This window comes from Phytobacter cepae (genome assembly GCF_054165735.1).
This window is the reverse complement of the sequence record NZ_CM135107.1, coordinates 3,992,254-4,004,198: the sequence shown is the minus strand read 5'-3', so window position 1 is coordinate 4,004,198 and position 11,945 is coordinate 3,992,254. Positions and strand designations below refer to the sequence as shown.

Below are 11,945 nucleotides of genomic sequence, written 5' to 3'. Positions count from 1 at the left end.
TGTTTTTCTGACGCGGGAGAAAAAATGAAATTTGAACTGGATACCACCGATGGACGCGCACGTCGCGGCCGCCTGGTGTTTGATCGTGGCGTAGTGGAAACGCCTGCTTTTATGCCTGTCGGCACCTACGGCACGGTAAAAGGGATGACGCCGGAAGAAGTCGAAGAGACGGGCGCGCAAATCATCCTCGGCAACACCTTCCATTTATGGCTGCGTCCTGGCCAGGAAATCATGAAATTGCACGGTGACCTGCATGACTTTATGCAGTGGAAGGGGCCTATCCTTACCGACTCCGGGGGGTTCCAGGTGTTCAGCCTGGGGGATATCCGCAAGATCACCGAAGCCGGCGTGCACTTCCGTAATCCGATCAATGGCGATCCTATTTTCCTTGATCCTGAAAAGTCGATGGAGATTCAGTACGATCTCGGTTCCGATATCGTCATGATCTTTGACGAATGTACGCCGTACCCGGCGGATTGGGATTATGCTAAGCGCTCGATGGAAATGTCACTGCGCTGGGCAAAACGCAGCCGCGACCGCTTTGACTTACTGGAAAACCCAAATGCGCTGTTCGGCATCATTCAGGGCAGTGTTTACGAAGATTTACGTGATATCTCCGTCAAAGGTCTGGTAGAGATTGGCTTTGATGGCTACGCTGTCGGCGGTTTGGCTGTCGGCGAGCCGAAAGCAGATATGCACCGTATTCTGGAACATGTTTGCCCGCAAATTCCGGCAGATAAACCACGTTACCTGATGGGCGTCGGCAAGCCAGAGGATCTGGTGGAAGGCGTGCGTCGCGGCATCGACATGTTCGACTGCGTCATGCCAACCCGTAATGCCCGTAACGGCCATCTGTTTGTGACCAATGGCGTGGTGAAAATCCGTAATGCGAAATATAAGAGCGACACTGGCCCACTTGATGCCGAGTGTGATTGCTATACCTGTCGCCATTATTCTCTCGCTTACCTGCATCACCTCGACCGTTGCAACGAGATATTGGGCGCGCGACTCAATACCATTCATAACCTGCGATATTATCAGCGTTTAATGGCTGGTTTACGCAAGGCTATTGAAGAGGGTAAATTAGAGAGCTTCGTGACCGATTTTTACCAACGTCAGGGACGGGAAGTTCCGGCTTTGAACGTTGATTAATATAAATAATGAGGGAATTTGAATGAGCTTTTTTATTTCTGATGCGGTAGCAGCAGGCGGCGCACCGGCGCAGGGTAGCCCGATGTCTCTGATTCTGATGTTGGCGGTGTTTGGTCTGATTTTCTATTTCATGATCCTGCGCCCTCAGCAGAAACGTACCAAAGAGCACAAGAATCTGATGAGCTCTATTGCTAAAGGCGATGAAGTATTGACCACTGGCGGTCTGGTAGGTCGCGTGACCAAAGTAGCAGACACTGGCTACCTGGCTATCGCCCTGAACGATACCACTGAAGTGGTTATCAAACGTGACTTCGTAGCTGCCGTTCTGCCGAAAGGCACGATGAAGGCGCTGTAATTTCTTGTTTTCCCAAAGGGAACTGCCGTGTTAAACCGTTATCCTTTGTGGAAGTACATCATGCTGGTCGTCGTGATTATCGTCGGCCTGCTGTACGCACTTCCCAACCTGTATGGTGAGGATCCGGCTGTTCAGGTCACTGGCGCGCGCGGTGCCGCCGCCAGTGAACAAACGCTGATCCAGGTCCAGAAAACTCTACAAGAAGAAAAAATCAACGCGAAGTCTGTGGCACTGGAAAACGGCGCTATTCTCGCTCGCTTTGACACCACCGATATTCAGTTGCGCGCCCGTGAAGCGCTGGTCAATGAACTCGGCGATCAGTTTGTCGTGGCGCTCAACCTTGCGCCGGCAACCCCATATTGGTTAACGACCATCCATGCCGAACCCATGAAACTGGGTCTCGACCTGCGTGGTGGTGTGCACTTCCTGATGGAAGTGGATATGGATACCGCCCTTGGCAAGCTTCAGGAACAAAACACTGACAGCCTGCGTAGCGACCTGCGTGAAAAGGGTATTCCTTACACCACCGTGCGTAAGGAAGAGAACTACGGTCTGAGCATTCAGTTCCGTGATTCTGCGGCACGTAATGAAGCGAATAACTATCTTGCTGCTCGCCATCGTGACATGGTGCTGACTAACCAGGGCGACAACGTGTTGCGTGCAGTGATGACCGACGCACGTCTGAGCGAAGCCCGTGAATATGCGGTTCAGCAGAACATCAACATTCTGCGCAACCGTGTAAACCAACTGGGCGTGGCTGAACCACTGGTACAACGTCAGGGTGCCGATCGTATCGTGGTCGAACTGCCGGGTATTCAGGACACCGCACGTGCTAAAGAAATTCTGGGCGCCACGGCGACGCTGGAATTCCGTCTGGTCAACAGCAATGTCGATCAGTCTGCCGCTGCATCAGGGCGCGTTCCGGGTGATTCTGAGGTCAAACAGACGCGTGAAGGTCAGCCGGTTGTGCTGTACAAGCGTGTGATTCTGACCGGTGACCATATTACCGATTCTACCTCCAGCCAGGATGAATACAATCAGCCGCAGGTGAACATCTCACTGGATAGCGCGGGCGGGAATATCATGTCTAACTTCACTAAGGACAATATCGGTAAGCCGATGGCGACCCTGTTTGTGGAGTACAAAGACAGCGGTAAGAAAGATGCTAACGGTCGCTCCATCCTGGTGAAAGAGGAAGAGGTGATTAACATCGCCAACATCCAGTCTCGCCTGGGTAACAGCTTCCGTATTACCGGTATCAATAACCCGAATGAAGCGCGACAGCTCTCTCTGCTGCTGCGTGCCGGTGCGCTGATTGCGCCGATTCAGATTGTTGAAGAGCGCACCATCGGTCCAACCCTTGGGATGCAAAACATCACGCAGGGTCTGGAAGCCTGTCTGGCGGGCCTCGTTGTTTCAATCATCTTTATGATCTTCTTCTATAAGAAGTTCGGCCTGATTGCGACCTCGGCGCTGATTGCGAACCTGATAATGATTGTCGGCATTATGTCACTGCTTCCAGGTGCGACGCTCACCATGCCAGGTATTGCGGGTATCGTGTTAACCCTTGCGGTTGCGGTCGACGCCAACGTACTGATAAACGAACGTATCAAAGAAGAATTGAGCAACGGACGTACAGTGCAGCAGGCGATCGACGAAGGTTACCGTGGCGCGTTCAGTTCCATTTTTGATGCGAACATCACGACGCTTATCAAGGTTCTTATCCTGTATGCGGTCGGTACCGGTGCTATCAAAGGGTTTGCCATTACAACCGGTATCGGTGTGGCGACCTCAATGTTTACCGCTATCGTCGGCACCCGTGCCATCGTGAACCTGCTGTACGGCGGCAAGCGCGTTAAAAAGCTGTCTATCTGAGGAGTGCGTTGTGGCACAGGAATACACTGTTGAACAATTGAACTACGGCCGTAAAGTCTGGGACTTTATGCGCTGGGATTACTGGGCTTTCGGTATCTCAGCTCTGCTGTTAATCGTATCCATCGTCATTATGGGTGTGCGCGGTTTTAACTGGGGCCTGGACTTTACCGGCGGTACGGTTATCGAAATCACGCTGGAAAAACCCGCGGATATGGACATGATGCGTGAAGCGCTGCAGAAGGCGGGTTTTGAAGACCCACTGCTGCAAAACTTCGGCAGCAGCCGCGATATCATGGTGCGTATGCCACCTGCCCAGGGCGCTACCGGTGGTCAGGAGCTCGGAAGTAAAGTTCTGGGCGTGATCAACGAAGCGACCAGCCAGAACGCAGCGGTAAAACGTATTGAGTTCGTGGGGCCGAGCGTGGGTGCCGATCTGGCGCAAACCGGTGCGATGGCGTTGATGGTGGCGCTGATCTCAATCCTGGTTTACGTCGGTTTCCGCTTTGAGTGGCGACTGGCGGCCGGGGTGGTTATCGCCCTTGCGCACGACGTGGTGATAACCATGGGTGTGCTATCGCTCTTCCACATCGAGATTGACCTGACGATTGTGGCGTCGCTGATGTCCGTCATCGGCTACTCGCTGAACGACAGTATTGTGGTATCAGACCGTATTCGTGAGAACTTCCGCAAGATTCGTCGCGGTACGCCTTACGAGATCTTTAACGTGTCTCTGACCCAGACGCTGCACCGAACGCTTATTACGTCCGGTACGACGTTAGTGGTGATCCTGATGCTGTATCTGTTTGGCGGCCCGATTCTGGCTGGCTTCTCGCTGACCATGTTGATCGGTGTTTCCATCGGTACTGCTTCGTCTATTTACGTGGCGTCCGCACTGGCGCTGAAGCTGGGTATGAAGCGCGAACACCTGATTCAGCAGAAAGTAGAGAAAGAAGGGGCGGATCAGCCGTCAATTCTGCCTTAATTTAGCGTCTGCTTGATAAAAACCGTGGCCTTCGTGCTGCGGTTTTTTTTATCATTGATAAAAATACAGGCGCGCATGAAACTGCCCCTCATCCGATATTGACGCAGGAACCAACACTCTTATGGCTATTATCCCTAAAAACTATACCCGGCTCGAAAGCGGTTATCGTGAAAAAGCATTGAAATTGTTTCCGTGGGTATGCGGGCGTTGTTCGCGGGAGTTTGTTTATTCGAACCTGCGTGAATTGACGGTTCACCACATGGACCATGATCATACCAATAATCCCGAAGACGGCAGTAACTGGGAATTGCTCTGCTTGTTCTGCCACGATCACGAGCATTCGAAATATACCGAAGCGGATCAGTACGGCTCTACCGTGGTGGCGGGGGAAGATGCGCAAAAAGATGTTGGCGAGGCGACCTATAATCCATTCGCCGATCTCAAGGCAATGTTAAATAAGAAGTAACCTCTCGCGGCATATGCAGCGTGGGTAGGATAAAAAAGCACCGTGCGAGGATCTCGCCGGTGCTTTTTTTCAGACCATGCTATCGCGATAGCAACTGGCTTGATTTAGAAGTTGTAACCCGCAACCAGGTATCCACCCCAACCGGTAGAACGGACGCTGAAGTCACCGTTGCCGAAGTTCAGGCTGGCATCATCGTTCCACTGGCCACCGTTGTGCCAGTAACGGGCAACAACAGAGTAATGCCAGTGATCGTAGCTCAGAGACAGGATGTGGCTGGACGCGATGGAGTCGTTGGTACGTGCGCGTTTGTTGTTCAGATCGTGGAAATCTTTGTCACCCAGTTCTGAACCCCAGTCGAAGTTGGTGAAGCCGATATAGCTCAGCTGGCCGCCCCACAAAGCGGTGATCGGAACAAAGTATTTCACTTTGAAACGGTAACCGTCCCACTCGTTTTCGTTCGCGGCTTTGTAGTTCTGCCACTGGTATTTCGCGTATACGTTCAGGGACAGGCTCATCGGCAGACCCGTGTCGATGTCGGTACCCAGACCCATGTACCAGGTGCTCTGACGACCGGATTCATTACGGCCCATGTCGTAGATGTAGTTGTTAGCGATGTACCACTCTTTGAACGGGCCGAAGCTCAGATCGGTACCGGTCAGCTTATCAATAGAGAAGCGCGGCTCAATTTCCATGAACAGCGGAGAGCCGTGGTTCCAGATACCTTTCGCATCGGTGTTACCGCCGAAGAATACCGGGGCGTCCAGGTAGCCATAGAAATCAAACCAGTCTTTCTTGGCAAAGGCTTCATATTCCAGGTAGGTATCGTTACGAATCTGAGGTCCGAAGCGGGTGTGGTAGCTACCAACGACGTTAACGCTCTGATGCCACCAGTCGGAAACATATTCCGGTTTATTGGTTTCTGCTGCACTTACGGAGAAGGACGTTGAAATCGCCAGCGCAGCGCCAGCTGCAAGTAATGTATTTTTCATAGTTATGCCACTGATAAGAGATCCCTTTCGGGAATGAAAGAATGCACGCATTGCGTTGCTAAATGTTTCATATTTCTGCGCCGTTATTATAAGTATCCGTGCTCACAAAAATATGTGTTGTTTCACATTACTGACGCATACGTAATCGATTGCGTTCACGTTTGCGTGTAATAAACAGCGGGGATTGTACTGGCGATTATCATTGTTGCCAATAAATGAAAGCCGCCTGATTAAGACCAGACGGCGGAGAAGGCGTTACAAAGTATGAAAAAGGGCGACAAATTTCCTGCGTTATTGCGGAGTAACCGGCTGGATGTCGTGAATACGTACGAATCCTAACTGCTCAGGCGTAATTCCGTTTAGCTGAAGCGCAACATCCACATCGCTCGGGGCAAGCGTGCTTGCCGGTGCGCTCATGAGCTGATTCTGAACATTAACTTCCTGGTAATTTTCGGTGGTTCCCTGAATCTGACCCCATTCCACCGTACCGTTGAATGCCGGTAAAGGATCGTTTGATTCGCCCTGAATACGTAACGTCACGCGCGTGCCACCCGCGTTAGGCGCGACATTCTTCAGTGACATACGTAGCATGCCGACCTGGCTGTTGAGACGGGCTGGCGTGTTCGATCCAGGGAGCAGATACACGCCGCTGGTGGATTTTGCATTCAACGCATTTTGCTGGGTGATCTTGACCGTTTCCTGGTTGAGCTTGGTCATCTCTTTATTTAGTGTGCTGACACTTTGATGCAGTTGTCGTACTTCGCTTTGCTGCGCGCAGGCGCTGAGGGCAAAAACGCTTCCCAGCAACAGGGATCTTAGGTAACGTCTTGTCATTGTGTCTGTTTCCTTGAAATTGAAGATATTCTTAATGGTAGCCAGCAACCGTCGCGTTGCCATCTATCCATTGTCTCAAAATCGGCCCGTCTTTGTTGTCACGCCAGTTCAGGGTAAAATAGATTTTAATCAACTCACACGTCAGGACGTCGTATGCATTGCCCATTCTGTTTCGCCGTGGATACCAAAGTAATCGATTCTCGCCTTGTGGGTGAAGGATCCTCTGTTCGTCGCCGTCGTCAGTGTCTGGTATGCAATGAACGTTTTACCACCTTTGAAGTGGCTGAGCTGGTGATGCCCAGAGTCATTAAAAGCAATGATGTTCGTGAACCGTTCAACGAAGATAAATTACGACGTGGCATACTGAAAGCGCTGGAGAAGCGCCCGGTGAGCGCGGATGACGTTGAAATGGCGCTCAATCATATCAAGTCACAATTGCGCGCAACCGGCGAGCGTGAGATTGCCAGTAAGATGATTGGCAATCTGGTCATGGAGCAATTGAAGAAACTCGACAAAGTGGCCTACATCCGCTTTGCCTCGGTATACCGTAGTTTCGAAGATATTCGTGAATTTGGCGAAGAGATCGCCCGCTTACAGGACTGACCATGCAGGATGAAAAGTACATGGCGCGAGCGCTAAAGCTGGCGCAACGCGGGCGTTTTACGACCCATCCGAACCCAAATGTCGGGTGCGTTATTGTTAACGATGGCGCGATTGTCGGCGAAGGGTTCCATTACCGTGCCGGCGAACCGCATGCTGAAGTGCACGCACTGCGGATGGCGGGTGAGAAAGCGAAAGGGGCAACGGCCTACGTCACGCTTGAGCCCTGTAGCCATCACGGCCGGACGCCGCCGTGCTGTGAAGCCTTGATCAATGCGGGCGTGTCCCGGGTTGTGGCAGCGATGCAGGATCCGAATCCTCAAGTGCAGGGGCGGGGACTTTACCGACTACAGCAGGAGGGCATCGACGTCAGCCATAGTCTGATGATGCCGGAAGCTGAAGCGCTGAATAAAGGCTTTCTCAAGCGCATGCGCACCGGCTTTCCGTATGTACAACTGAAGCTGGGCGCATCACTGGATGGGCGAACGGCGATGGCGAATGGCGAAAGCCAATGGATTACCTCCCCGCAGGCGCGCCGTGATGTTCAGCGGCTGCGTGCGCAAAGTCACGCCATCCTCACCAGTAGCGCGACTGTCCTGGCAGATAACCCTAAACTGACGGTGCGTTGGGATGAGCTAAGTTCTGATGTGCAGGCGCTTTATCCCAAAGAGAATCTGCGCCAGCCGCTGCGTATCGTGGTAGACAGCAAAAATCGCGTGACGCCAGAACATGCGCTGGTGCAACAGCCTGGTGAAACCTGGTTTGCACGCACCGCGCCAGATGCGCGAGTATGGCCCGCGTCGGTACGTGATATTTCCGTACCGGAATATAATGGCCGTGTCGATCTGGTGGCGATGATGATGCTGTTGGGCAAACAACAGATCAATAGCATCTGGGTTGAGGCGGGGGCGAGTCTTGCCGGTGCACTGTTGCAGGCGGGGCTGGTGGATGAACTGATTGTCTATCTTGCGCCAAAACTGCTGGGTACCGATGCCAGAGGGCTATGCATTCTGCCGGGCCTCAACGCGCTTGCGGATGCGCCCGGTTTCAAATTCAACGAGATACGTCAGGTCGGCCCCGATGTCTGCCTGCATCTCACCCACGCGTAGCGACTCCTGTAAAAGGGAAGCAGCGCGTCAAATATTATGATAAAATCCGCCCCCCTGCGGGGTCTGAACTGAACCTGTGAAGGAAAAGTATGAACATTATTGAAGCTAACGTTGCTGCCCCGGACGCTCGCGTCGCCATCACCATTGCGCGTTTCAACAACTTTATCAATGACAGCCTGCTTGAAGGTGCGGTTGACGCCCTGAAACGTATCGGCCAGGTTAACGATGACAATATTACCGTAGTATGGGTTCCAGGTGCATATGAGCTGCCACTGGCGGCGGGTGCACTGGCGAAAACCGGTAAATATGACGCGGTGATTGCGCTGGGCACGGTTATTCGTGGCGGCACGGCTCACTTTGAATATGTGGCCGGTGGTGCAAGCAATGGCCTGTTGCATGTTGCGCAGGACAGCGAAATCCCGGTTGCTTTTGGTGTGTTGACCACCGAAAGCATTGAACAAGCTATCGAACGTGCTGGCACTAAAGCTGGCAACAAAGGTGCGGAAGCTGCATTGACCGCGCTTGAAATGATTAATGTATTGAAAGCCATCAAGGCCTGATTTTTGTAAGGGGAAATCCGTGAAACCTGCTGCTCGTCGCCGCGCCCGTGAGTGTGCTGTCCAGGCACTCTACTCCTGGCAGTTGTCCCAAAACGACGTCGCTGATGTCGAATACCAGTTCCTGGCGGAACAGGACGTTAAAGACGTTGACGTCCCATACTTCCGTGAACTGTTAAGCGGGGTGGCGACTAACAGCGCGTATCTCGACGGCCTGATGAAGCCGTACCTGTCCCGTCTGCTTGAAGAACTGGGTCAGGTTGAGAGAGCGGTACTGCGAATCGCACTGTTCGAACTGTCTAAACGTTCTGACGTGCCGTACAAAGTCGCCATTAACGAAGCTATCGAACTGGCGAAAACTTTCGGTGCTGAAGATAGCCACAAGTTTGTTAACGGTGTGCTCGACAAAGCCGCGCCCGTGATTCGTCCCAACAAAAAATGATCCTCAAGCCGGAGTGGAGTGCGATGTCTGACCGCACTCTGTCCGGCTTTTTTCTTTTCTATGCTGAGGCATAACGTATGGCATGCGGCGAATTTTCCCTGATTGCCCGTTATTTTGACCGTGTAAAAAATGCGCGTCGTGATGTCGAAACCGGCATTGGCGACGACTGTGCACTGCTCAATGTTCCTGAAAAACAGACGCTGGCAATCAGCACTGACACTCTGGTGTCAGGCATTCATTTTCTTCCTGATATCGATCCTGCCGATCTGGCGTATAAAGCGCTGGCAGTAAACGTGAGCGATCTGGCGGCGATGGGCGCCGATCCTGCGTGGCTCACGCTGGCGCTGACCCTCCCGAACGTCGATGAAGTCTGGCTCAAGGCGTTTAGCGACAGCCTGTTCGAACAGCTTAACTACTACGATATGCAGCTTATTGGCGGCGATACCACGCGTGGTCCACTCTCCATGACGCTGGGTATTCACGGTTATGTGCCGGTTGGCCGGGCCATTAAGCGCTCAGGGGCCAGGCCTGGGGACTGGATCTATGTGACCGGCACCCCCGGTGACAGCGCAGCCGGACTGGCGATTTTACAGCACCGGTTGCAGGTCAGTGATGCCAATGATTCGAACTACCTGGTCCAGCGGCATTTACGCCCAACTCCGCGCGTCTTACACGGTCAGGCCATGCGTGGTCTGGCGAATGCCGCCATCGATCTTTCTGACGGGTTGATTTCCGATCTCGGTCATATCCTCAATGCGAGCGAATGCGGTGCGCGTATTGATCTGGACGCGCTGCCTTATTCGGAAGCAATGAAGCGTCATGTGGATGTGGAACAAGCCGTGCGCTGGGCGCTTTCAGGGGGGGAAGACTACGAACTCTGCTTTACCGTCCCTGAACTGAACCGTGGCGCGCTGGAAGTCGCGGTTGCCCATCTGGGCGCACCCATAACCTGTATTGGTCAGATGAGCGCGGATGTGGAAGGCATGCTTTTTACCCGTGATGACAAGGCCGTGACGCTCGACTGGAAAGGATACGACCATTTTGCCACTCTTTAAGAAAGATATTGCCAAAAGCCGTCTGAAAATGAGTAATCCATGGCACCTGCTGGCAACGGGATTTGGCAGCGGATTAAGCCCTGTCATGCCGGGTACCATGGGATCGCTGGCATCCATCCCGTTCTGGTATCTGTTGACGCTGCTCCCCTGGCAACTCTATTCGCTGATGGTGATGCTGGGCATCAGCATTGGCGTCTATCTCTGCCATCGTACGGCAAAAGACATGGGCGTGCATGACCATGGCAGCATTGTCTGGGATGAGTTTATCGGCATGTGGATAACCCTGATGGCGCTGCCGACGCACGACTGGCAGTGGATTGCCGCCGGATTTGTAATTTTCCGCATTTTCGATATGTGGAAACCCTGGCCGATTCGCTGGTTCGATCGCAATGTCCATGGCGGAATGGGCATTATGGTTGATGATATTATCGCGGGGGTTATCTCAGCGGGGATTCTGTACGTTGTTGGTCATCACTGGCCGCTGGGTATTGTATGATTTTCCCTCTCCGGAGGGAGAGGGAAGTGTCTGACCTGCTACTTAAAGCCGACCACCGGGTGCTGTTTATACGGTGTTTCCAGCTCGGCAACTTGCTCTGGTTTCAGCGTCAAATCTACCGCCTGGAGTAACTCCTCAAGCTGCTCTTCGCGCGACGCACCAATGATTGGCGCGGCGACACCCGGTTTGCTTAACAGCCACGCCAGCGCAACCTGGGCACGCGTGGCGCCGGTTTCTTCGGCAATGGCACCCAGGCGCTCGGCGATTTGCGCGTCGTTTTCATCATGTTCGTTATAGAGATTTTTCCCCACCTCATCCGACACCAGTCGGGCAGTGCTCTCTCCCCATGGTCGCGTCAGGCGACCTCGCGCCAGCGGGCTCCAGGGAATCACTGCCACCCCTTCCTGGTAGCAGAGCGGCAGCATGTCGCGCTCTTCTTCGCGGTAAATCAGGTTGTAGTGGTCCTGCATGGTGACAAACGGCGCCCAGCCGTGCTGTTTCTGTAACGCCAGCGCCTGAGCAAACTGGCTGGCGTGCATGGAAGAAGCGCCGATATAGCGCGCCTTCCCGGCTTTCACCACGTCGTTCAGCGCTTCCAGGGTCTCTTCAATGGGCGTGTTGTAATCCCAGCGGTGGATTTGCAGTAAATCGACATAATCCATGCCGAGGCGCGTGAGACTGTCATCAATGGAACGTAGAATCTGTTCGCGCGACAGGCCTTCACTCAGCGTACCGGACGGGTAGTAAACTTTGGTGGCGACCACCACCTCATCGCGACGGGCAAAATCACGCAACGCGCGTCCGACGATCTCTTCACTGCTGCCGTCAGAGTAGCTGTTTGCGGTATCAAAAAAGTTGATGCCGCCGTTTAGTGCGTGCTGGATAAGCAGACGGCTACTCTCTTCCGGCAGCGTCCAGGCGTGATTACCCCGGTCAGGTTCGCCGAACGTCATGCAGCCAAGACAAAGGCGCGAAACCTTGAGATCTGTTTTTCCTAACGTGTTGTATTGCATCGCTCCACTCCTGCTATTAC

General features: G+C 53.2%; 15 protein-coding genes. 11 read left to right on the top strand and 4 right to left on the bottom strand.

All coding sequences use genetic code 11. The features are described 5' to 3' along the window. Positions 1–24 precede the first annotated feature (24 nt). From tgt to yajD, 5 genes are all read left to right on the top strand, one after another. Positions 25–1,152, top strand: coding sequence for a tRNA guanosine(34) transglycosylase Tgt (gene tgt, locus ACUY4Q_RS18925; protein ID WP_458044245.1), 1,128 nt, complete (start codon positions 25–27; stop codon positions 1,150–1,152). Between the two features lie 22 nt (positions 1,153–1,174). Next, positions 1,175–1,507 carry a preprotein translocase subunit YajC gene (gene yajC, locus ACUY4Q_RS18920; protein WP_437887293.1) on the top strand — a complete coding sequence of 111 codons (333 nt, stop codon included), beginning with the start codon at positions 1,175–1,177 and terminating at the stop codon, positions 1,505–1,507. Positions 1,508–1,534: 27 nt separating this feature from the next. Further along, the gene (gene secD / locus ACUY4Q_RS18915) at positions 1,535–3,382 is read left to right on the top strand and encodes a protein translocase subunit SecD (protein ID WP_458044244.1); all 1,848 of its coding nucleotides are present in this window, start codon (positions 1,535–1,537) and stop codon (positions 3,380–3,382) included. A gap of 10 nt (positions 3,383–3,392) precedes the next feature. Next, positions 3,393–4,364, top strand: coding sequence for a protein translocase subunit SecF (secF, locus tag ACUY4Q_RS18910; protein ID WP_458044243.1), 972 nt, complete (start codon positions 3,393–3,395; stop codon positions 4,362–4,364). Between the two features lie 121 nt (positions 4,365–4,485). Then, complete coding sequence (gene yajD, locus ACUY4Q_RS18905; RefSeq protein WP_458044242.1) at positions 4,486–4,830, top strand: HNH nuclease YajD; 345 nt, start codon at positions 4,486–4,488, stop codon at positions 4,828–4,830. A gap of 104 nt (positions 4,831–4,934) precedes the next feature. On the opposite strand, the gene ACUY4Q_RS18900 is transcribed toward yajD, so the two are convergent. The 3 genes from ACUY4Q_RS18900 to ACUY4Q_RS18890 form a co-directional block, all read right to left on the bottom strand. Beyond that, positions 4,935–5,819 (bottom strand): nucleoside-specific channel-forming protein Tsx, encoded by an 885-nt coding sequence (locus tag ACUY4Q_RS18900; protein ID WP_458044241.1) that lies wholly within the window; start codon positions 5,817–5,819, stop codon positions 4,935–4,937. Between the two features lie 291 nt (positions 5,820–6,110). Then, positions 6,111–6,653, bottom strand: a complete 543-nt coding sequence (locus tag ACUY4Q_RS18895; protein ID WP_458044240.1) for a SadB/YajI family lipoprotein — start codon at positions 6,651–6,653, stop codon at positions 6,111–6,113. Between the two features lie 31 nt (positions 6,654–6,684). Then, a complete protein-coding gene (locus ACUY4Q_RS18890) occupies positions 6,685–6,819 on the bottom strand; it encodes a hypothetical protein (protein ID WP_458044239.1) in 135 nt (44 codons plus the stop codon). Between ACUY4Q_RS18890 and nrdR the strand changes: the two genes are divergently transcribed. From nrdR to pgpA, 6 genes are all read left to right on the top strand, one after another. Then, complete coding sequence (gene nrdR / locus ACUY4Q_RS18885; protein ID WP_458044238.1) at positions 6,807–7,256, top strand: transcriptional regulator NrdR; 450 nt, start codon at positions 6,807–6,809, stop codon at positions 7,254–7,256. The genes ACUY4Q_RS18890 and nrdR overlap by 13 nt on opposite strands. A gap of 2 nt (positions 7,257–7,258) precedes the next feature. Next, the gene (ribD, locus tag ACUY4Q_RS18880; protein WP_458044237.1) at positions 7,259–8,362 is read left to right on the top strand and encodes a bifunctional diaminohydroxyphosphoribosylaminopyrimidine deaminase/5-amino-6-(5-phosphoribosylamino)uracil reductase RibD; all 1,104 of its coding nucleotides are present in this window, start codon (positions 7,259–7,261) and stop codon (positions 8,360–8,362) included. A gap of 89 nt (positions 8,363–8,451) precedes the next feature. Further along, on the top strand, positions 8,452–8,922 hold the full coding sequence (gene ribH, locus ACUY4Q_RS18875; RefSeq protein WP_458044236.1) for a 6,7-dimethyl-8-ribityllumazine synthase: 471 nt from the start codon (positions 8,452–8,454) through the stop codon (positions 8,920–8,922). A gap of 19 nt (positions 8,923–8,941) precedes the next feature. Further along, positions 8,942–9,361, top strand: a complete 420-nt coding sequence (nusB, locus tag ACUY4Q_RS18870) for a transcription antitermination factor NusB (protein ID WP_458044235.1) — start codon at positions 8,942–8,944, stop codon at positions 9,359–9,361. Positions 9,362–9,438: 77 nt separating this feature from the next. Further along, positions 9,439–10,416, top strand: a complete 978-nt coding sequence (gene thiL / locus ACUY4Q_RS18865) for a thiamine-phosphate kinase (protein ID WP_458044234.1) — start codon at positions 9,439–9,441, stop codon at positions 10,414–10,416. Between the two features lie 28 nt (positions 10,417–10,444). Continuing rightward, complete coding sequence (gene pgpA / locus ACUY4Q_RS18860; protein WP_458047389.1) at positions 10,445–10,912, top strand: phosphatidylglycerophosphatase A; 468 nt, start codon at positions 10,445–10,447, stop codon at positions 10,910–10,912. A 38-nt stretch (positions 10,913–10,950) separates the two neighbouring features. On the opposite strand, the gene ACUY4Q_RS18855 is transcribed toward pgpA, so the two are convergent. Continuing rightward, positions 10,951–11,925 (bottom strand): aldo/keto reductase, encoded by a 975-nt coding sequence (locus tag ACUY4Q_RS18855; RefSeq protein WP_458044233.1) that lies wholly within the window; start codon positions 11,923–11,925, stop codon positions 10,951–10,953. Positions 11,926–11,945 lie beyond the last annotated feature (20 nt).